The 21498-nt window shown below is 71.1% G+C and carries 16 protein-coding genes; 8 read left to right on the forward strand and 8 right to left on the reverse strand.

The annotated features are described in order from the left end of the window. Positions 1-34 precede the first annotated feature (34 nt). From ACFXKZ_RS08280 to ACFXKZ_RS08295, 4 genes are all read right to left on the reverse strand, one after another. On the reverse strand, positions 35-1222 hold the full coding sequence (locus ACFXKZ_RS08280) for an NAD(P)/FAD-dependent oxidoreductase (protein WP_379997772.1): 1188 nt from the start codon (positions 1220-1222) through the stop codon (positions 35-37). Positions 1223-1308: 86 nt separating this feature from the next. Next, positions 1309-1539 carry an acyl carrier protein gene (locus tag ACFXKZ_RS08285; protein WP_379997774.1) on the reverse strand — a complete coding sequence of 77 codons (231 nt, stop codon included), beginning with the start codon at positions 1537-1539 and terminating at the stop codon, positions 1309-1311. Between the two features lie 35 nt (positions 1540-1574). Continuing rightward, complete coding sequence (locus tag ACFXKZ_RS08290) at positions 1575-3116, reverse strand: amino acid adenylation domain-containing protein (protein WP_379997776.1); 1542 nt, start codon at positions 3114-3116, stop codon at positions 1575-1577. A 41-nt stretch (positions 3117-3157) separates the two neighbouring features. Then, positions 3158-3376, reverse strand: coding sequence for an MbtH family protein (locus ACFXKZ_RS08295; protein ID WP_379997778.1), 219 nt, complete (start codon positions 3374-3376; stop codon positions 3158-3160). Positions 3377-4013: 637 nt separating this feature from the next. On the opposite strand from ACFXKZ_RS08295, the gene ACFXKZ_RS08300 reads away from it, so the two are divergent. The 7 genes from ACFXKZ_RS08300 to ACFXKZ_RS08330 all read left to right on the forward strand — a co-directional run bounded on the left by ACFXKZ_RS08300 (position 4014) and on the right by ACFXKZ_RS08330 (position 10133). Beyond that, a complete protein-coding gene (locus ACFXKZ_RS08300) occupies positions 4014-4925 on the forward strand; it encodes a thiamine pyrophosphate-dependent dehydrogenase E1 component subunit alpha (protein ID WP_379997780.1) in 912 nt (303 codons plus the stop codon). Next, on the forward strand, positions 4922-5920 hold the full coding sequence (locus ACFXKZ_RS08305; RefSeq protein WP_379997782.1) for an alpha-ketoacid dehydrogenase subunit beta: 999 nt from the start codon (positions 4922-4924) through the stop codon (positions 5918-5920). The genes ACFXKZ_RS08300 and ACFXKZ_RS08305 overlap by 4 nt, the downstream gene beginning before the upstream one ends. Further along, positions 5917-6165 (forward strand): biotin/lipoyl-containing protein, encoded by a 249-nt coding sequence (locus tag ACFXKZ_RS08310; protein ID WP_379997784.1) that lies wholly within the window; start codon positions 5917-5919, stop codon positions 6163-6165. The genes ACFXKZ_RS08305 and ACFXKZ_RS08310 overlap by 4 nt, the downstream gene beginning before the upstream one ends. Before the next feature lie 31 nt (positions 6166-6196). Next, positions 6197-6445, forward strand: a complete 249-nt coding sequence (locus ACFXKZ_RS08315) for a hypothetical protein (protein WP_379997786.1) — start codon at positions 6197-6199, stop codon at positions 6443-6445. Further along, a complete protein-coding gene (locus ACFXKZ_RS08320) occupies positions 6442-7368 on the forward strand; it encodes a ketoacyl-ACP synthase III (protein WP_379997788.1) in 927 nt (308 codons plus the stop codon). The genes ACFXKZ_RS08315 and ACFXKZ_RS08320 overlap by 4 nt, the downstream gene beginning before the upstream one ends. Positions 7369-7451: 83 nt before the next feature. Further along, positions 7452-8585, forward strand: a complete 1134-nt coding sequence (locus ACFXKZ_RS08325) for a zinc-binding dehydrogenase (protein WP_078978313.1) — start codon at positions 7452-7454, stop codon at positions 8583-8585. Positions 8586-8621: 36 nt separating this feature from the next. Next, the gene (locus tag ACFXKZ_RS08330; protein WP_379997790.1) at positions 8622-10133 is read left to right on the forward strand and encodes an FAD-dependent monooxygenase; all 1512 of its coding nucleotides are present in this window, start codon (positions 8622-8624) and stop codon (positions 10131-10133) included. A gap of 90 nt (positions 10134-10223) precedes the next feature. On the opposite strand, the gene ACFXKZ_RS08335 is transcribed toward ACFXKZ_RS08330, so the two are convergent. The 4 genes from ACFXKZ_RS08335 to ACFXKZ_RS08350 all read right to left on the reverse strand — a co-directional run bounded on the left by ACFXKZ_RS08335 (position 10224) and on the right by ACFXKZ_RS08350 (position 19781). Then, complete coding sequence (locus ACFXKZ_RS08335; RefSeq protein ID WP_379997792.1) at positions 10224-11285, reverse strand: hypothetical protein; 1062 nt, start codon at positions 11283-11285, stop codon at positions 10224-10226. A 100-nt stretch (positions 11286-11385) separates the two neighbouring features. Then, the gene (locus ACFXKZ_RS08340; protein WP_379997794.1) at positions 11386-12786 is read right to left on the reverse strand and encodes a M1 family metallopeptidase; all 1401 of its coding nucleotides are present in this window, start codon (positions 12784-12786) and stop codon (positions 11386-11388) included. A 332-nt stretch (positions 12787-13118) separates the two neighbouring features. Then, a complete protein-coding gene (locus ACFXKZ_RS08345) occupies positions 13119-16553 on the reverse strand; it encodes an amino acid adenylation domain-containing protein (RefSeq protein ID WP_379997796.1) in 3435 nt (1144 codons plus the stop codon). Positions 16554-17246: 693 nt separating this feature from the next. Beyond that, positions 17247-19781, reverse strand: a complete 2535-nt coding sequence (locus ACFXKZ_RS08350; protein WP_379997798.1) for a BTAD domain-containing putative transcriptional regulator — start codon at positions 19779-19781, stop codon at positions 17247-17249. A gap of 550 nt (positions 19782-20331) precedes the next feature. Between ACFXKZ_RS08350 and ACFXKZ_RS08355 the strand changes: the two genes are divergently transcribed. Beyond that, the gene (locus ACFXKZ_RS08355) at positions 20332-21459 is read left to right on the forward strand and encodes a saccharopine dehydrogenase family protein (protein WP_379997800.1); all 1128 of its coding nucleotides are present in this window, start codon (positions 20332-20334) and stop codon (positions 21457-21459) included. The last annotated feature ends 39 nt before the right edge of the window (positions 21460-21498 follow it).

A 21498-nucleotide genomic window follows, 5' to 3' on the forward strand; every position in this document is an offset into this window, starting at 1 on the left:
CAATCGGCAGAACTACACAGAGGCAATCCGCCACTCAGTTCTGATCGAGCACCGTCAAGAGGTCGGCGTTGTAGAAGTCGTCGAGGGAGCACGCACCCGAGACCGTGGAGAAGTAGCGGTCGATCAGGTCCTGGTGGCCGACGAGTTTGCGCAACATCTCCGTGCGCCCCTCGGGCTTGAGCTCGGCCACGTTGAGCACGCCCTGGTAGAGGTTGAGGAAGTTGTTGTTCAGGTCGTTCTCGTAACGCCGCAACGCCCGCTTGAGCACGGCGTCGTCGTGCAGGCCGTCACCGATGTGGTCGACGAGCGTCTGGGCCTGGATGAAGGCGTCGGTGATCCCGCGCGCGGTGATCGAATCCTTGTGGTGCACCGCGTCGCCCAGCAGGACCCACCCGGGCCCGTAGGCCTTGCGGAAGTAGTTCTCCTGGTGCCCCGTGCCGTACATCTGCTCCACGCGCTTGCCCGCCGCCATCCGCTCGAACAGCACGGGGTTGGTGGTGCGGACGGCCTCCAGGTAGGCGGGCTCCACCGCGGTGCGGACGGTGGGGAACTCGTCCTGCGGGAAGTAGGTCATGATCAGCGTGAGGTCGTCGTTGGTCGGGATCGCGGCGATCCAGCGCCCCGGCCGCTCGAACAGCTCGAAGCTCGACGGCACGTCGGCCCAGTAGCTGTAGTAGACGCAGGTCGCCCGCGGGTGCTCGACGACGTTTTGCGCGCCGACCTTGCGGGCCACCAGCGAGCGCATGCCGTCCGCGCCGATCACCAGCCGGGCCCGGTCCGTCGCCTCGGTGCCCTCGGGCGTGGTGTACCGCACCCCGACCACCCGATCGTCTTCGAAGATCAGGTCGGTGACCGCGCAGGACTCCCGGAAGTCCACACCCGACGCCACTGCTCCGCGCGCCAGGATCGGGTCGAGCACGAACCGCCTGGGCGCGTAGGTCGTCCGGTATCCGTCGACCGGTAGCGAGAAACCGTCCAGTCGCACCCCGGGCCCGTCGTAGCTCTCGTGGTTGATCGGCGGGCAACCCGCGGCGCGGAGGTCGTCGAGCAGCCCCCAGCGACCGAGCAGCGCCACTCCCGGCTGGTGGATGTAATGCGAGGACAGCGTGTCCAGGGGGAATCGTGCCTTCTCCAGGAGCAGGACTCGATATCCCTGACGCGCGAACAACATGGCCGCTGGCGAACCCGCGCAACGGGCACCGATGACAATGACGTCGTACATGGTGCCTCTCTCACTTGGTGGTTATCTGGATCCCGAAGCGGCCGCAGCCGGAAAGTCGTCGTGGCCGCCGGAACGACCGGTCGACGCTATGAGGTCGTCGCGCCCATGGATTCGATGTACGCGGAAATCGACGACACCGTCGGATTGAGAAACAATTGGTCCATCGGAACCTCGACGTCCAGTTCCTCGATGAACGCACCCTGGATACCGGCCATAATCACGGATTGGCCGCCGAGGGTGAAGAAATTGTCGTCGACGGAAATGTCGTCGCGCCGGAGTTCCCGACGCCAGATGGACAGCACTCTTTCGGCAATCATCACAGGTCCTCTCGGTTGTCATCAAGGTCCGTCGACTATGCCGGGGTGACGCTGTCGGCGAAGTTCCTCCGGAACTCCTCGACCAGCGCCGGGCGATCCACCTTCCCGTGCGGACTCAGGGGAATCCGCGCGGTGTTGACGAACCGGGCCGGAACCATGTTTCGCGGCAACGTCGCCAGAAGACCGGCGCGCACGTCCTCCTCGGCGAGGTCGTCACCGATCGGGACGAGGAACGCGATCAGCTCGACGTCGCCCGAGTCGGTGTGCGCAACCGCCACGGCGGCCTGCCGGACGCCGGGCAACCGGCCGAGCGCACGCTCGATGTCGGTGGGGTCGATGCGCATCCCGCGCACCTTGACCTGCGCGTCCATCCGGCCGGCGATGACCAGATCGCCGTTCGAGTCGACGTGGCCGCGGTCGCCCGTGCGGTACACCCGGCGCGGTTCGCCGTCCACCTCGATCGTGGTGAACCGTTCGGATTCGGGTCCGGTGCCGTTGAGGTAGCCCGCACCGACACTGGTGCCGGCGATCAGGATCTCGCCGTATTCGCCCGCCGCGACGCCCCGCATGTGCTCGTCGACGATGTGCAGGTCGGTGTTGTACGCCGGTCTGCCGACGGGGGCGATGTCGTGTTCACCCGGCCGGTAGTCGGCCAGGTCGTAGGACGAGGCGACGTCGGTGCACTCGGCGACCCCGTACTGGTGCAGGAGGGTGCAGGTATTGCCCTCGCGTCGCATCCAGTGCGCGAGCCGCTCCACGTGCAGCGGCTCGCCGCCGAAGATCACGTAGTCCAGCCGGGTCAGCGCGTCGCCCTTGCGCGCCGTCTCCCAGTCCACCAGCAGATACAGCGTGCTGGAGGCGCAGTGCACGACCCGGATCCCGTGTCGGTTCAGCAGCCGATAGGCCATGGCGGCGTCGAAGTTCCGGCTCGCCAACAGGTGTTGGGTGGCGCCGCAGAACAGCGGCATCATCAGGCTGCGTTGCGACAGGTCGAACCCGAACGCGCTGACCACGAGGTTGTCCGACCCGGAGTTCAGGCCGAATTCGAGCATCAGCCAGTTCAACAGGTTGAACCAGCCCTCGTGCCGCACCGCGGTCAGCTTCGGCGTACCGGTGGACCCGGACGTGAAGACGGCGTAGCACACGTCGTCCCCGGTGACCGCGACGTCGGGGGCGGTACCGGCGAGCCCGGCGAGGTAGTCGGCCAGCTCATCGAAGACGACCACCTCGGCGGGCGCCGACTCGACCTGGGCGAACGTCGCCGGGGAGGCCACGATCATGGCGAGATCGGGGACCTGGCCCAGCAGCAGTCGCAGTCGCGCCTCCGGGTAGGCCGGGTCGAGCGGGACGTAGGCCGCGCCCGCCTTCAGCGTGCCGAGGAGGGCGACGAGCAGGTCGATCGAGTAGTCGAGGCACAGACCGACCTTCGCGCCCCGGCCGTGTCCGCGCGCGAGCAGCAGGCGGGCGAACCGGTTGGCGTGCGCGTCCAGTTCGGCGTACGTCACCTCTCGGTCGGCCCAGCGCACGGCGACGGCGTCGGGGGCGGTTCGCGCGTGCGCCTCGAATTGCCGGTGCACGACGGGATTCGGTGGCAGGGCGACCCGCTTTCCCCGCAGGATCACCGGTCCGCCGCCATGGCCTCCCGCAGGCTCTTCGGGCGCAGGTCGGTCCAGTTCCGCTCGACGTATTCCAGGCATTCGGCCCGGCTCGCCTCGCCGAAGACCACCCGCCAGCCCTCCGGCACGTCGGCGAACACCGGCCACAGGGAGTGCTGTTCCTCGGCGTTGACCAGGACCTGGAAACGGCCGTCCTCGTCGTCGAAGGGGTTCGTGCTCACGGGCACCGTCCTTAATCGTCACGTCACAACTGGGAATCGAAGAATGCCGCGACCGAGTCACCCCAGGCGATCACGGGGCGACACGGTGGGCAATTCGGCCGAGGCGCACACCATTTCACAACCCTCGCCCGTCGCCGGGCGACTCGATATCGCTCGTCGCGGAGCCGGGACATGGGTTCGTCGTTCGGCGACGTCCCGTCGACGGGACACCCGGCATCCACCGGCCGCACCGCGGTTCCGAGGCCACACCGTAGGACCCGACCGCCCACGTCACAATGGCGACGGGGGCGCCGAACATTGGCTGCGGGAGCGCCGACCTCCCGGGCGTGCGTCGGACCTGTACCCCGCCGAGTTCTGTGCCACCATGACCGGGCATCGGCCCGTCGACGGGTCTGCTCGAATTCGGGTTCTGCCAATCTCCTCCCCGGAGGCGATCGAGAGCGCGCAGTCGATTACGGGTCTGCGCGGTCGGCCCGCCGAGGCCCGATCCCCCGGGTGGGGAAGTGCCGGAAAAGCCGCACCCCGACCGCCGACGTACGGTTCGCCGTCACCCGGAGGTCCTCGGGATGTTGCGCGCGATACCGCGATACGACGACAGAAAGCTCATCGACGAACCTACGGCTGGTGATCCATGGTCTTGAAGTCGGAATCCGAGTACGAGTACGCGACCGAATTGCACGACGACACACGGCGGTCGTTGTTGCGCCACATGCTCGTGGCGAGAGGTCTCGACGAGGAGGCGCATCGGCTCCAGAAGCAGGGCGGGCTCATCCTGTGGGCTTCGGGGCAGGGGCACGAGGCCGCGCAGGTGGGCTCCGCGCTCGCCGTGGGCCCGGAGGCGACGGTCTTTCCCACCTACCGCGAGCACGCCATCGCGCTGCTTCGGGGCGTGGCGCCGGACGAGTTGCTGGCGCAGTGGGCCGGCCGCACGTTCTGCGGCTGGGATCCGTATCGGTTGCGGTTCTTCCCCTACACGCTGGTCCTGGCCGCTCAGACCCTGCACGGGGTCGGCTATTCGATCGGGCAACGCCTGCAGGGGCAAGAGGACTTCGTCGTCGTGTACGTGGGCGACGGGGCCACCAGCGAGGGCGACATGTCGGAGGCGCTGAACCTGGCCGCCGTGGAGTCGGCGTCCGTGTTGTTCGTGTGCCAGAACAACGGCTGGGCCATCTCGAAGCCGGCCGAGGAGCAGATGCGCACCTCGGTGGCCGAGCGGGCTCGGGGTTTCGGGATCGAGTCGGTCCGGATCTCGGGTCGGGATCCGGAAACCGTGTTCTCGGCCTGCTCGCGGGCCGCCGCCCACATTCGTGGCGAACGCGCGCCCTATCTGGTCGAGATCCAGGTCGGCCGCATCCGCGGCCACACGACCACCGACTCGCAGGAGGTCTACCGCACCCGCGACGACATCGCGCGCAGCGTGGCCGCGGATCCGGTGACCTCGTACGCGGCCCGGCTGAGCGGCCTGGGCGTGGTGGACGCCGCGTGGCTCGAGGGTGTCGAGACCGAGGTACGGGAGATGCGCGAACGGTTGATGAAGGAGTACGCGTGACGAGCACCGTCGAGACGAGCACCGTGCGGACCCCCACCTTCGCGGAGTCGATCAACGCAACCCTCGCCGACCTGCTCGAACACGAGCCGGGACTGCTGCTTCTCGGTGAGGACATCGGCCGCCTCGGCGGCGTGTTCCGGGTGACCCGGGGTCTGCGCGAGCGCTTCGGCGCGGAGCGGGTACGCGACTCGCTGCTGGCCGAGTCCACCATCGTGGGCCAGGCCGTCGGCATGACGATGAGCGGTCTCGTGCCGATCTGCGAGATCCAGTTCGACGGGTTCACCTATCCCGCGGTCAACCAGCTGGTGACCCAGGCGTCGCGGATCGGCTACCGGTGGAACGGGCAGGTGAGCCCGAGTCTGGTGGTGCGTATCCCGACCGGCGGGGGCTTCCGGGGCGTCGAGCACCACAGCGAGTCGAACGAGGCGCTGTTCGCCCGCTACCCGGGTATCTCGGTGGCGTGCCCGTCCACCGGCGAGGACGCCGACCAGGTGTTGCGCCACGCGGTGACGCTCGGCTCGCCCGTGGTGGTGTACGAGCCGATCCGGCTGTACTGGCGGCGGGACACACCCGTGCGCGACCCCGAGCCGGCGCGGTCGCCGACCGCGGCCCGGATCGTCCGGCGCGGCACGGACCTGACGATCGCCACGTTCGGCGCGATCACCCACGAGGTGCTGGAGGCGGCGCACGACCTCGCCCCCGATGTCGACGTCGAGGTGGTGGACCTGCGCTGGGTCGCCCCGCTCGACATGGACACGGTGCTGGAGTCGGTCACCCGTACCGGCCGGTTGCTGATCGTGCACGAAGGGTCGAAGGACGTCGGCATCGGCGCCGAGATCGCCGCAGAGGTGGCCGAGCGCGGCTTCGACACGCTCCGGGGCCCGATCCGCCGGCTGGCCCCCGAACGCCGCATCTATCCCCCGGCGAACTTCGAGAGCGAATACCTGATCGGTGTGCAGGAGATCAAGGACGAGGTGCTGGTGATGACGAAGTGAGCGACTCCTCCGAGGACATGCCGGTTCCCGGCTTCGGCCACGGTCTCGGCGAGGCCCTGTTGATCGAGTGGGTCGCCGGTGTCGGCGACCGGGTCGAGCGCGGCGACGTGATCGCGGTCGTGGAGACCGACAAGGCCAGTACCGAGATCGAGGCGGAACGCGGCGGACGGATCACTGCCCACGCCGCGACGGTGGGCACGATCCTCAAGTCCGGCGAGGTGCTGTACCGGTTGGCAGCCGAGTAGTTCCCTCCGGGGACGGAGAACGGAGAAGGACATGAGCGACATCGAGAGCCGGATCGCGGACACCATGCTGGCCAAACTGCGCGAGCGCGACCCGGGGTTGGGTCCCGACGACCTCGCCCGGCCGGTCGCCGACCTCGACCTCGACTCCCTCGACCTGGTCGAGCTGCACCAGCAGTTGGAGAGCGAGCTCCAGGTCAAGGGCGATCTGAAGGAGACCGCGGGCTTCGCCTTCCTGGACGATTTCACCACCTATTTCGTGAAGTTGGCGAACCGGGGATGAGCGCGGGCATCGTCGACATCGCCACCGCCAAGCCGGGCCGAACGATCGACAACGACCACTTCACGTCGATCGGCCTCACCGACGAGTGGATCCGGCGCCGCAGCGGCATCGCGTCCCGCTCCTGGCTGCCGGACGAGACCTCGTTGGCGGAGGTGGCGGCGGAGGCCTGCACACCGATCGTGACCGCGATGGCGGACTCCTCCGAGATCGGCGCCCTGATCGTGGTCAGCACCTCGTCGCCGCAGCGCGTGCCCGGGATCGCGCAGAAGGTCGCGCAACTCGTCGGACTGGGGTCCTCGGTACTGACGTTCGACATGAACGCGGCCTGTTGCGGCTTCGTCTACGGTCTGGTCACCGGGCTCTCGTTGTGCGACGCGGGATCGGCGCGGTCGGTCCTGCTGTGCTCGGTGGAGGCCATGTCCCGGATGGTGGACCGGACCGACCGGCAGACGGCGTGCATCTTCGCCGACGGCGCCGCGGCCGTACTGCTCGCGGACCGCCCGGAGTTCGAGGGATTTCGCCAGGTGGCCGGCTGCGACGGCGCCCAGGAGGCGCTGATGCGCGAACTCGACGGCGGCGGCATCCATCTGGACGGGATGCAGGTGTACGACCGCGCCGTGCGCCGGATGACGGAGTCGGCGCAGTACCTGTTCGACCACGGCCCCGCGCCGACCGTCGTGGTCGGCCACCAGGCGAACGGCCGCATCCTGGAGCAGGTCCGCAACTTCACCACCCATCTCGGCGTGCCGTTCGTGAATCGGATCGAGCACTCCGGGAACACGTCGTCCGCGACGATCCCGCTGGCCTTCGCCGAGGAACTGACGGCCGGATCCCTGCCCCCCGCGGGCCGACTCGGAGCGGTGGCCTACGGCGCGGGCGAGGCATGGGGCGGGGTGTCGGTGGCCTACCGGGTGGGCCTCTAAGCGCTTCGGGACTTCGTGAACACAGTCGATCACAGGAGGTTGTCATCTACTCGCCAGATGCCTGGGTCCTGCGCTCCGGTGCGATGACCGGTGCGCACGACGGCAGTCCCGGGAGCGCGTTGCAACGCGATCGGTTCGCCTTCGGCCCGCTGGAGGAGGGTGAGGCGCTGGTGGAGCCGATCCTGTGCTCCTGGGAGGCCAACATGGACCACGCGCTGACCCGTTCACCGATCGACGTGTGCAGCAGTCGTGGCGAGGACGCGGTGGTCCTGGGCAACCTGGGCGTGGTGCGCGTGCTCGACGTGAACGCCGCCGGCCGGGACGTGCGGGTCCGCGAAGGGGACCTGTGCCTGCTCATGCCGTTCGGCAAGCTCGACCGCTTCGGCTACGCCGAACTGGCCTACGCCTACGACTGCCCCCACACCATCGGCCTGCTGGCCAAGCGCACGAAGATGGACGCCCGGCTGCTGCTGCCCATCCCGGACGGCACGGCCTACTCGCTGCCGCAATGGACCACGTACGGGCGGTACTTCACCGCGTGGGACAACTGGCAGAAGGCGTACGGGTGTTGGCGCACCCAGGTGATCGACGACGACCCCGCGAACCATCTGGTCTTCGGCTGGGGCGGCGGCGTGGCATTCGCCGAACTGATGCTGGCCAAGCGGGCCGGATTCCGGGTGGCGATGACGGCGGGCTCGGACGATCGGATCGCCTTCCTGCGCGAGAACGGCATCACCCCGGTGGATCGCCGCCGGTTCCCCGCCCTCTCGCTGCCCACCCGCGCGGAACGCACGGACCGCGAGCGGCATCAGCGACGGCGCACGTCGGTCCGGGAGTTCCTGGAGCTGGTCAACGAACTCAGCGACGGCCACGGGGTCGCGATCTTCGTGGACAACATCGGCGAACCCCTGTACGACATCACCCTGACCGCGCTGGCCCGCGAGGGGGTCGTCACCACGTGCGGCTGGAAGGCGGGGATGCGCCTGTCGCACCTGCGTGGCGCGGAGAGCATCGGCCGGCACCTCCTCATCAACACGCACGTCTGGCGCCTGCCGGACTCGCCGGGCATCCGTGACTTCCAGGAGGCCGAGGGCTGGATCGCGCCGAAGGGGTCCGACGTGATCTACGACTTCGACCGGGTCCCGGAGTTGGCCGACGACTACGCGAACGCCCGGATCGGGTCGTACTTCCCGATGTACCGCGTGAACCCGCTCTGACCGGTTGGAGACGCAGTGATACCAGGGGGAACCGACGTGGCACACACCGGCATGGACGCGGACGTGGTGATCGCGGGCGCCGGGCCGACGGGCTTGATGCTCGCCTGCGAACTGCGGCTGGCGGGCGTCGACGTGGCGGTGGTCGAGCGGCGCGCGGACCGCACGGGCGAGGCGCGCGCCGGCGGGATGCACTCCCGCACCCTGGAGGTGCTGGACCAGCGCGGAGTGCTGGACCGGTTCCTGGCGCTCGGCGAACTCCAGTCGGTGGGCCACTTCTCCGGCATCTGGCTGGACTTCGACGAGTCCGAGTCCCGGCACCCCCTCCCGCTGATGATCACGCAGTCCACCATCGAGCGGCTGCTGGAGGAGTGGGCGGCGGAACTCGGCGTGCGGGTACGGCGATCGGCCGAGGTGACCGGGCTGCGTCAGGACGAGTCCGGGGTGACCGTCGAGCTGGGTGGCGACGAACCGGCAACGCTGCGCGCCCGCTGGCTGGTGGGCTGCGACGGCGGGCGCAGCACGGTGCGCAAGCTGGCCGGCATCGACTTCCCCGGCACGCCGGCCACCATGACCGCGCTGATCGGCGACGTCGAACTCCCCGATCTGGACGAGGAGTACATCTGGGCACGGCGTCGCCCGGACGGCGAGTTCTCGGTGATCGGCTTCGAGCCGGGCTGGTACCGGGTGATCACGTCCGCGTACGACCGGGTCGCGGATCGCGACGAACCGGCGACGTTCGAGCAGCTCCGGGACTCGCTGATCAGGCTCGCGGGCACCGACTACGGCATGCGCAACCCCCGGTGGATCTCCCGGTTCGGCGACGCCGCGCGGCAGGCGGCCCGCTACCGGGTCGGCCGGGTGCTGCTCGCGGGAGACGCAGCGCACATCCACTTCCCCGCCGGTGGGCAGGGACTGAACGTGGGCGTACAGGACGCGGTCAACCTCGGCTGGAAACTCGCCTCGGTGGTGCTCGGCCGGGCGCCGGAGCAGCTGTTGGACACCTACCACGACGAACGCCACCCGGTCGCGGAACGGGTGCTGCACAACACCCGGGCGCAGTCGGCCCTGACCCGCCCGGGGCCGCAAACGGACGCGCTGCGCGACGTGTTCGGGTCGCTCATCGTGTTCGATGACGTCAACCGGCATCTGTGCGCCATGCTCACGGCCCTGGACATCCGGTACCCGATCGACGGGGACCACGCGCTGGTGGGCCGGCGGGTCCCCGACGCCGATCTCAAGACGTCCGAGGGCCTCGGCCGGATCCACGAGTTGTTGCACGCCGCCCGCCCGGTCCTGCTCGATCTGCGGGGCAACGCGGAGTTGGCGGAGATGGTTCGGGACTGGTCGGATCGGGTCGACCTGGTCGAGGCCCGGAGCGGGGACGAGTACTGGCCCGTCCCGCCCGGCAGCGAGGTCGCCGCCCCGGCCGCGCTGCTGATCCGCCCCGACGGCCACGTCGCCTGGGGGGCCGACCAGGACGCCGACCCGGACACCCCGGCCCTGCGCCAGGCCCTCACCACCTGGTTCGGCCCGCCGCGCCAACCCTGACGCCCCACCGCCGAGGACGGGCCCGTGGCAATCGCGCCACGGGCCCGCCTCGGCGTCCGGGATCGGCACCGCCGTACGCGGTCGGTTCGGTCAGCGGCAGGTCCAGACGGTCGGCTCGTCCGCGCCGCCGGGGATCTTCCAGCTCCGACCGGCGATCGTGCCGTCGTCACCGGCGACCGCGAATTCGAGCCCGCGGTCGGGGGCGTAGCTCACCGTGGATTCGAGCGCCGACGACCGCCAGACGCCGAATTCGTGCCAATCGGGATCATCGGTACGACCGACGATCCGCCCGTCGCGGTTGATGCCCGTGACATCCGCGGCCCGCGCCACCGCGCGCGGCACGCCGTCGCGGTCCCACAACACGCTCGGCGCGCCGTTGCCCGAACCATAGGTGACCTGGCCGATGAAGCGGCCGTTGGATATGCCACGAGTGAGCACGTCCACGGCCCCGGCGGGGAGGCGCGCCGCATGTGCTCGACCCGCCTTCCACAGGTAGGGCCTCCGGCTGAAGTCCTTGTCCACATCGATCAGCACGGTGCCGTCCTGATCGATACCGGTCGCGAAACCCTCGCTGTCGGGCAACCCGGTGAGTTTGACCACTGTTCCGGGCTTGTCGGCGGGCCAGATCACCGGCTTCCAATACGACGAGGCTCCGGTCCCGACGTCGGCCGCGCCGACGATGTCCCCGCGGTCGTTGATACCCGTCGCCCGCGAGGCGGACGCACCGGGCACTTCGGGCAGGCGCTCCAGCCCACCGTCGCGCGAGCGGACGGCGCTCGAGAGTCCGCTGTTTCGGAAGGCGCTTCCGACCACCGTCCCGGCCTTGTTGACGCCGAGGACCTCGACCCACTTCTGGTATCCGGGAACGTTCAGGAGTCCGTAGTCGGTTAACTTGCCGTTCTTCCACAACGTCGCCCGGGAGCCCTGTGCGGAATTCGCGCCGTACGAAATCGTGCCCGCGTAGCCACCGCTTCCGTCGGTCGCCCGCACGTCGCCGGCGAGCGCGCCCGCGGGTATCGGCAGGATGGCCGGCGTCCACGCGCAGGCTTTCGTTGCGGAGGTGGCGGCGACGGCGGGTGCCGTCGCGCCGACCGCCGCCACCACCAGCACGCCGGCCAGTACGCCGCGGGTCGAGTTCCTCGCATGTTTCATGATTCTCCTCGGTTCATGGGGTGGGTCCCGAGAGCCCCGGGTCGGATGTCGCATCCGACCCGGGGCTCTCGGGGCATGTTCGGTCGTGCCGTCGATCGTGTTACGGGGTGGCCGGCTTGCCTCGGCCGTACAGCCATGTCGCGAACATGGCGTCCAGGTTCTTGCCGGAGATGTGCTTGCTCAGTGCGATGAACGCGGCCGAGTCGGCGTGGCCGTACCGGTGTTCGCTCGCCCAGGCCCGGAGGATGGTGAAGAAGTCCCGGTCGCCCACGGTCTGGCGCAGCTTCTCCAACACCATCGCACCACGCGCGTAGGGCGGCTTGCCGAAGATGTGCCCGCCGTCGCCCGGGTCGCCGGCCGGGAAGGACCACAGCGCGTCGGTCTCCGGCAGCGCGTAGTCGGTGGCGAACTTCTGCGCCGTGCTCGGGCCGCCGTGCTCGGCGTCCCACAGCCATTCGGCATAGGTGGCGAAACCCTCGTTCAGCCAGATGTCCTGCCACTTCGTCAGCGTCACCGAGTCACCGAACCACTGGTGCGCCGTCTCGTGCACCAGGGTGTCCAGCCGCGGCGCCCGGTCGTAGATCGGCCGGGTCTGGGTCTCCAGGGCGTAGCCGACGTCGGGCGCGTCCTGGACGATCGAGCCCGCGGCGTCGAACGGGTATCGGCCGAAAAGCCTGCTTTCGAACTCGATCACGGCGGGCAGTTGGTCGAGTACCGGCTTGGCCGCCGCGGCCTGGCTCGGGGCGACCGCGTTGTATACGGGCAGCCCGCTCCGGGTGGTGTACTGCTCGGTCTGGAACCGGCCGATGCTCGCCGTCGCCAGGTAGGCGGCCATCGGCTGCGACTCGCGCCACGCGAACGTGGTCTTGCCGTCGCGGCTGCGCCGGTCGCGCAACCGGCCGTTGGACACCGCGGTCCAGCCGTCGGGGACGGTGACCTCCACGTCGTAGGTGGACTTGTCGCTCGGATGGCTGTTGCTGGGGAACCAGGTCATCGCGCCCTGGGGTTCACTGGCCACGAAGACCGAGTCGTCGGGTTGGATGATCCAGCCGTCGGGGGAGCCGTCCGGGTCGTACACATGCGCCGGTACACCCGAGTAGGTGACGACCACGTGGAACCTGCGGCCCTTGTCCAGCGCCCGGGACGGGGTGACCGTGAGTTCGTTGCCCGCGCGGCTGAAGGCGGCCCGTCGGCCGTCGATCCGCACACTGTCCACGGTCAGTCCGGACAGGTCGAGGTTGAACGAACTGAGCTTTTGGGTGGCGGTGACCGTGAGGTCGGCGGTGGCCACGAGGTTTTTGGTGGTGGGTGTGTAGTCCAGGTCGAGGCCGTAGTGGACGACGTGGATTCCACCGTTCCCGGAGTCGGGGAAGTACGGGTCGCCCGCCCCGGGAGCACCGGGCGTGGCAGCGCCCCCCTGCGTTCCGGCACCCACCAGGAGGGCGGCGAGCACGGGAGTCGCGACGAGGGCGAGGAGGGGACGGGCGATCTTCGGTGCCAAGGTGATGGCCTCCTGTGTCGTGGCTGGGTGCCGCCTCGGCTGTACAACACCGCGGCGGCGGGTCCGACATGGCGCACGATCGACTCACCGCGACGCGCGTGGAACGGTATAAACCGCCCGGCGCGCCGCGGCGGCCATCACTCTACGGTCGAACCCCCGGGCGATAAACAGGTTGCGCCTGGTCATCCGGATGACGCAGGGGCATCACCGGGTCGGCGCACCGACCGGGGATCGCCCGAGGTCACCGCAGGCGCACCACCGACCACCCGGCGTGTGCAGCGGTGCACGGACGCAGACACGCAGAGGTACCCATACACCTGGCCACAAGCGGTCTACCACTTCCCGTCGTTGGTCACCAGGACCTGCGCGGCGGTGTGGTTCGCCCGTCGCGACACCTCCGCCGTCGGACACGCGGCCGCCTCCAGCGCGGCGCGGTCGACCTTGCCCTCGGCATCGATCGGGATCCGGTCCAGCGGAACGAGCGTCGGCAGCATGTACTCCGGCAACTCCAGCCGCAGCCGCTCGCCCAGCGCCGCCACGTCCAGCGCCGGCACACCCAGGGCCGCGCCGCCGCTGCCCGCGCCGATCACGGCCGGGACCGGAGCCGGGGTGACACACGCGACGATCTCGGTGCCGTTGTCCGTGGGCCGGCCGAACACCACCGTGTCGGCCACCGTCGGCTGGCGCCGTACCACCGCCTCCACCTCGCCCAGTTCCACCCGCACGCCCTTGGCCTTGACCTGGTGGTCCCGGCGCCCGAGGAACTGGAACGACCCGCAAGGCAGTTGCCGCACCCGGTCGCCGGTGCGGTACAGCCGGCGCCCGCCGCGCGGGTCGAACGGGTCCGGTACGAACGCGGCGGCCGTGGCCGCGGGGGCGTTCAGGTAGCCGTGCGCCAACCCCTCGCCGCCCACGTACAGTTCGCCCTCCTCACCAGCCGCGACCGGGAGCCCGCTCTGGTCGAGCGCGTACGCCGTGCCGTCGCCGAACGGCCTGCCGATGGGCACCACTCCGGCCCGGAGGTTGTCGGGCGTGATGTCGTGGGTGGTGCTGAACGTGGTGTTCTCGGTGGGCCCGTACCCGTTCACCACCCTGGCCGGCGACCGGCCGCCCGCGAACAACTTCTCCAGGCGGCGCGGATCGTGCGGCTCGCCCCCGGCGAGCAACACCCGCAGCCGGCCGAGCGCGTCGGGCGCGACGTCGATCACCTGGTTGAGCAGCGTGGTGGTGAGCCACAACACGGTGATCCGCTGCTCGGCGAGGAAGGCCCGCAGTCGGGTCGGCGAGAGCACCACGTCGGCGTCCTCGATCACCAGCGTGGCGCCGCCGGAAAGCGCGCCCCAGATCTCGAACGTCGACGCGTCGAACGCCGGGTTGCACAGCTGCGCGACCCGGTCCTCGACGCCGATCCGCAGATACTCGGCGTGCGGGACCAGTCGGCTTATCGCCCGGTGCGGCACCATCACCGCCTTGGGCGTACCGGTGGACCCGGACGTGGACATCACGTAGGCGATGTCGTCCCCGTGCACGCGCGGCGGCGGCGCCGAGGGCGCTGTCCGGGCCCCGGATCGGCGCCGCTCGGCGAGCAGTTCCAGGCACAACACCGGTACCAGGTCGACCACGAGCGCCGCGGTGGTCTCGTCGGCGACCAGGGCCGCCTGGGCGGTGGCCCGGACGATGCCGCGGGTGCGGGCGGTCGGCTGCCGTACGTCCACCGGCAGGTAGGCGCATCCCGCGTGCAGCACACCCAGGCACGCGATGACCAGGTCGGCGCCGCGACCGATCGGGACGGCGACGACCGCGCCACGACGCAGCCCGGCGGCCCGCAGTCCGGCGGCCACCTCGGCGGCCTGCTCGTCCAACTCGCGGTAGGTCAGCTCGCGTTCGCGGTGCCGGAGGGCGATCGCGTCCGGGCGTTCCCGCGCGTGTCGGCGCACGAGTTCGTGCACCGGCACATACTCCGCGTCCTCGACGATCGGGCTCGCCATGCGTCGGGCCTCGACGAACCCGGCAACCAGGCCGAAGGTTTCTCCACGCGGGGCCTTGCCGACCTCGACGTCGGGCCCGAGCCCGATCGCGTCCACGGCCCGCGGCGGCACCGCCTCGATTCGGGCGGCCCGCTCCCCCATCGTGCGCCGCCGCGCGGTGCGCCTCGGCAACACCCCGGCCGGTAGCGGCAGTTCCACGTCCGGATCGACGAAGGCCGCCTCGATCGCGGTCATCATCCGGGCATGCAGGTCGGCCGCCGCCTGCTCGCTGAACAGGCCGATCCGGTACTCCAGTTCGGCGATCGTACGGTCGCCCCGCCGGGTCAGCGCCCACAACAGTTCGTACTTCGTGGCGCCGGTCGGCATCGACGTGCGGCCGGCCCACGAGCGGCCCAGTCGCAGTCCCCGCTCCGAGGTGTCGAGGTAGGTGAGCCCGACCTGGGCGAGCGGGGCGCGCGACTGCTCGCCGTGCGCCGGCGGCAGCGCCGCGACGATGCGCCGGAAGGGTACGTGCCGCCGGGCCAGCGCCTCGGTGACCACCCGGCGGACCCGTCGGGCCAGGGCACGGGCGGTCAGACCCGGGGTCAGGGTCAGCCGCAGCGGCAGGGTGTCCACGAACGTGCCGACCTCGTCCCGCTGTTCGGGTCGGCGGGTGGATACCGGTACGGCCACCACGAGGTCGCGCTCGCCGGTCACCGCGGCGAGGCCGACGAGGTAGCCGGCCACCCAGGTCATGAACGGGCTCAGCCGCTCGCCGGCGGCCACCGCGTGCAGCGCGGCGCTCGTCGCGGCCGGGACCACCATGCGGTGCACGCCGCCCGCGACGTCGAGTGTCCCGGGCCGGGGCAGGTCGTGCGGCAGCGCGATGGCGCGCGGGCACCCGGCCAGGGTCGCCCGCCAGGAGGCGAGCGCGGCGGCCGGGTCGGCGACGAGCGGGGCCGGGGGCGGTCCGAGCGGGTTGGGCCGGGCGACCGGGTCCGGCGCTCCCGCGTACCGGCGCTGCAACTCGCCTTCGAGCAGCGCCAGCGAGGCGGTGTCGCAGACGAGGTGGTGTGCGGTGAGCAGGAGTTCGGCGCCGACCTCGCCCCGGTCCACCACCAAGGCGCGCAGCAGGGGTGGGTGGGCGAGGTCGAACGGGGTCCGGATCTCGTCGTCCAGCAGGGTGCGTACCACCGTGTCGGGCACGCCCTGGGCATCCACCCACCGCACCGGCACCGACACCCCGGACACCTCGAAGGCCCGTCCCGGGGCGGCGAATCCGCGCTGCAGCGCGGCATACCGTCCGGCCACCTCGTCCAGCGCGGCGATCAGCCGGGGCACGTTCGGCGAGCGGGCGAACCGGTAGTGGGCGTCGATGTGGTGGACCGGCGTTCCCGGGTGCCGCTGCTCGGCCACCCACAGGTGCTCCTCGGCCGGGGTGAGTTCGCGGAACTCGTCCTGCCCCGGGGCCACATGTCCGTCGCCGAGCGCCGCGAGAAGCCGGCCGAACTCCGGGTGGTCGTAGAGGATGTCGAGCGCCAGGTCCTCTGAGCCGGTCAACTCCCGCAGCGCGATCGCGGTCTCCACGGCCGCAACCGAATCGCCGCCCTCGGCGAAGAAGTCCGCGTCGTCCCGAACCGGAACCCCGGCCTCCGCGCCCGCGTCGGCACCACACCCGAGCCCGTCTCGCCAGACCCCGGCCACCGCCGCCCGCCAACCGGCCGCGACACCACCGTCACGACCGCCGGACCCGCCCGCGGCGGACCCGATCCGCCCGTCGGCCGCACCCGCCCCGTTCATCGTCCACGACCCCTCTCGTTCCCCCGCAACGCCTTCGAAATTTCTCGCCCTTGCCCGGAGTCGCGGTCCATCGTGACGCCCTTCCCATCGGTGCGATACCTCGGCGGAAGCCCCGTGGCGATGTGTTCGTCGGCAAACGTTCGCACCGTAAGGACGCGAATACGAGGGCGTCAAGGATAGGAAACGGAAAATGCACCGATAGGAAAAGGAAAGGCGGCCCGCATATCGTGCGTGTCGAGGGGGGAGCGCCCGCTCGCACCGTGACGCCGATATACGCGCGTGGCAACCGGATCGGCGAGGCGGGTAGGGCGAGCAGCCCGGTCCGGGGAGACGTTCCCGGACGGACCGGGTCCGAGGCGGCGTCCTCGGATCCACGACACGTGCGCAAGTGGGAGCGTGTCCGGGGCCAAAACCGGCTCCGGACCCGAATGCACGTGTCGAACCGGGAGCGTTCCGGGGTCACCGCGCGTCCCGAGGGGAGGGCGGGACGGGGCGAGGGTGGGGGCCGGAAGCGCACCGGCAAGGGTGGACGGCCGGACCCGTGTCGTCGTCCGGACCGGAGTACGGCGGGCTCGGCCAGGGCTCGCGCGTACGACCGGACGACGGCCGGGCCCGGCCGCCCACTCGGACACAAGGCGCGTGCCGAAAACGATCCGCCTGCTCCGTACACGCCGCCCGCTCCGACCGAGCCGCCTACTCCGCACGCACCGTCGCAGCACCGGGACCGCCCGACGGACAACCCTCCGCGCGCAGCGCACGCGCCTGCGGGATCATCGCCCGAACCCACGCGCCGGCATCGCCCACCGGCCCGGTCCCGGACCCGAACGCACCAGAATCCAGGCCCGGTTCGACCAGATCCCCGACCGGCGGCGACGGCACGGACCCGGCCCGCGGCCGCGCCACGTTCGCCGCGAGCGCGCGGGCGGCCACCGCGAGCACGCCCGCCTGCCGCTCCTCGCCGCGCCCGTACCCGGGATCGGCCGGGTCGAGCAACGTGCGGAACTCCCCGGCCCCGGCATCTGCCTCCGCCAGGCGCAGGTGGGCCCGTAGCGCGCGCGTCGACGCGTCGGGCGCCGAGGCGGCCTCGACGAACTCGTCGCCGAACCCCACCACCGCGTGCCCGGCGTCCGGGTGGGTCCGGGTCTCGGACAGGGTGACCGTGCTCATCGCGAGTCCGCGCGCGTGCTCCAGGAACCCGGCGGCGGCGGCCTGTCGGATGGCCGCCAGGATCCACGGGCGCTCCTGCGCGTACCAGGCGAGCGGATCGGCCAGCAGCCGCTCGACCAGTTCGGCGGAGAACACCCGCTGCCGCCCGCCCACGTGCGGCCCGCTCGACGCTGCCCCGCGCTGTCGCCGCCTGGCCTCGCCGAGCAGGAACAGCAGTACGCCCAGGGTACGTTCCAGCGCGGCGCGACGAACGCCGGCCGGTTCGTCGGCGGCCAGCCGCTCCCGGGCGAAGGTGTACACCAGCTCGGGGAAGCGGTAGCGGGCCACGCCGGTACCGGCGTTCACCTCGACGTCGAGGAGGTAGCACTCGGCCAGTTCCTCCAGTGGGTCCTGCGCCCGCAGCGGGTCGGTGCCCAGCAGCGGCGCGCCGACCCACGAGGCGAATCCGGGGGCCTGGAGCAGGGCGAGCAGCCGAAAGAGCCGCCGGGCCTCGGGAGTCAGGCCCTCGTAGGTGGGCGCGATGCTCCCCCGCACGCTCACCTCGCCGTAGCACAGCTCGTCCAGTCGCCGGGAGCCGTTGCCGAGCCGGGCGACCAGGTCCGACACGCTCCAGTGCGGCCGGGCCGCCAGCCGGGTGGCCACGATCCGCAGCGCCAGCGGCAGGTGTTCGCACGCGGCGCACAGCGCGACCGCCGCGGCCGGCTCGGCGGCGATCCGGTGCCGGCCCGCGATCCGGGCGAGCAGTTCGACCGAGCCGTCCGGGTCGAAGGCGGGCACCTCCAGCCGATCGGCGGCGGGCAGGCCGGTGAAGCGGCGCCGGGAGGTGACCAGGACCCGGCACTCCGGGGTGCCGGGCAACAACGGCAGGACCTGGCTCTCCGCGGTCGCGTCGTCCAGGACCACCAGCACCCGGCGGCCGGCGAGCAGGTCGCGATAGGTCTCGGCGCGCTCCTCCAGGCCGTCCGGGATGGCCGATCCGCTCAGGCCCAACGCGCGCAGGAAGCGGCCGAGCACGTCGCGGGGGTCCACCGGGCCGTCCGCCGAGGTCAGGTGCGCGAAGAGTTGGCCGTCGGGGAAGTCCGGGGCCAGCCGGTGTGCGGCGTGCACGGCCAGGGTGGTCTTGCCCACGCCGCAGCGTCCGGTGACCACGGTGATCGGTACCGCCGTGCCGGGCCCTGCGGTGTCGCGCGGCCGGGTCAACTCCCGGGCGAGGTCCACGCGTCCGGTGAAGTCCGCGAAGTCGGCGGGCAGCAGGCGCGGTACCCGGGTCGGCGCGATCACGACCGGTTCGATCATCGCCGGCGCCGTGGGTCGCACCAGATCCGGGTCGCCGCTCAGGATGGCCCGGTGCAGCCGGCGCAGGTCCTCGCCCGGCTCGATGCCCAGTTCCTCGATCAGGATCTCCCGGGCCTTGCGGTATTCCTCCAGCGCCTCGGCCTGCCGGCCGGCCCGGTACAGCGCGGTCATCAGCAGCACCCGCAGCCGCTCGCGCAGCGGATGCGCGGCGACCAGCGCGAGCAGTTCGCCGGCGGGCCCGTGCGGCGCACCGGTGGCCAACTCCAGTTCCAGGCACTCCTCGTGCACCACCAGGCGGCGTTCGTCCAGGTGCGCGACGCCGTGCCGGACCAGTCGGCTGTCGATCCCGGCCAGCGCCGGTCCGTGCCACAGGTCGAGCGCGGCCCGGAACTCGCGGATGGCGCGCTCGGGTTGCCGCTCGGCCGCGGCGCGGCGGCCGGCGGCCACGCCGGACTCGAAGGCGTGCAGGTCGAGTTGGCCGTCGGCGACGCGTAGTCGATAGCCGGGCGATCGGGTGGTGATCAGTCCGGGTAACGCGGCGGCCGGGAGCTGCCGGCGCAGCGAGGAGATGCAGATCTGGATCTGTCCTCGGCTGGTGGTCGGCGGCGCCTTGTCCCAGACGCCGTCCACGAGCCGGTCGGTGGGCACGATGTGGTTGGCCTCCAGGAGGAGCAGGGCCAGCACGGTGCGCTGACGGGTGCCCTTGATGTCCACCGGTGCGCCGCCGTGGACCGATTCGAGCGGGCCGAGAATCCGGAATTCCATGGAACCCTCCAGTCAAGCGCGGTGGTGTCGCGACGGTCTCGGGGTGTCTCGCGGAGAGTCGAGCCGTCGGTCGGACGGATGTGTCTCCACGCGCGTAGCCCCCCGCGCGCGCTCCTCCCGCGGCCGCTCGGGTCGGCCCGGGTGTGACGACCCACCCGCCGGGCGCCCGTGGTGGGCGGACGACGCGACGGGCGGGTCGCGGGTACCTGGTGACGACATTGACACAACGGAAATTCGTCGGTCAATGACTCCGTGGCACGATTCGCTCGCCGTCCGCAATCACGGAACCGCCCATATCGCGCGATAATCGGCACAGTCGGTCGGCCCGTATATCAGCACCGGTAAATCCCGGGCCGGCCGGCGAAGCCTCGGGGCGCCCCGTGCACCCCACCCGGGCCCCACCCTCGACCACCGCGCTCGCCGTGTCCGGAATTGCACGGACCATGTCGTTCCCGACACTGGCTGCGCCCCCGGCGGGCGCAGAGGATGTGTACATGTGCTTCTCCCGACCGGGTGTTCCGGTCGGATCCCGATTCCGGAAAGCGAAATCATGAACGCCATCGCCACGAATACGCCGAACGTCGACGCCGCTCTCCGGGAAAGTTCGGTCGTGGTTTATGGGGCCTATGGACACACCGCGCGTTTCGTGGTCGCCGAATTGCACCGCCGGGGTCGGACGGTGATTTTCTCCGGTCGGAACGAGGAAAAGCTCCGGGAACTCGGCGAGCGCTATCCGGACGCGTCGATCCGGGTCGCCGACGTCGCCGATCCGGCCGCGCTGGACCGGGCGTTCGCCGGCGCCGCCGCCGTGATCAACTGTGCGGGACCGTTCTCAAAGACCACCCTCCCGGTAGCCGACGCGGCGATCCGCGCGGGCGCGCACTATCTCGACGTGGCCGCCGAACAGGCCGCCACGGCCGCGCTGTTCGACACTCGGGGCGAGCAGGCCCGGGCCGCCGGGCTGGTGTTGGCGCCGTCGTTCGCCTTTTACGGCGCGCTGGGCGACCTGTTGGCCACGGTCGCGATGGGCGAGCGGTCGACGGCGGACGAGATCACCATCGCCTTCGGCCTGGACAGCTGGCTGCCCACCGAGGGCAGCCGACTCACCGGCCGAACCAACGCGGGACGGCATCTCGTGTTCACCGGCGGCCGGCTGCAGCCCTTCTCGTACTCGGAGGAGCAGTCCGAGTGGCGCTTCCCCGCGCCGATGGGCGCCCTGGCGGTCATCGAGTTCGCCACCGCCGATCAGGTCACCATCCCCCGTCACCTGCGCACCCCCGAGGTGCGCGCGGTGATGAACCTGGCCCCGCTGCGGGACGTCAACGACGCGAGCACGCCCAACCCCTCCCCGTCCCCCGCCGATGCCCTCGGCCGCTCCGCGCAGACCTTCCTCGTCGAGGTGGTCGTGCGCACCGGCGACCGGGAACACCGCGCGGTGGCCGGCGGCAACGACATCTACGCGGTCACCGCGCCCCTCGTGGTCGAGGCCGCCGAACGGCTCCTGACCGGACGGCACACCACGACCGGCGTCCTGGCCGCGGGCGAGGCCTTCGACGCGGCCGACTTCCTGCGCGCGCTCACCCCGGACCACCTGAGCCGCCTCGAACTCCCGGGCGAGGACGCCGAACAGCACGCCGAGGACGCCGAACGTCCCACCACGATCGCCGCCGCCCGCTGACCCGGGCCCGGCCGGGCCCGGGCACCGTCGCATCGGGCC

Origin of the sequence: Embleya sp. NPDC059237 (assembly GCF_042754105.1) — a bacterium.
In the GTDB taxonomy this organism is placed as follows: domain Bacteria; phylum Actinomycetota; class Actinomycetes; order Streptomycetales; family Streptomycetaceae; genus Embleya.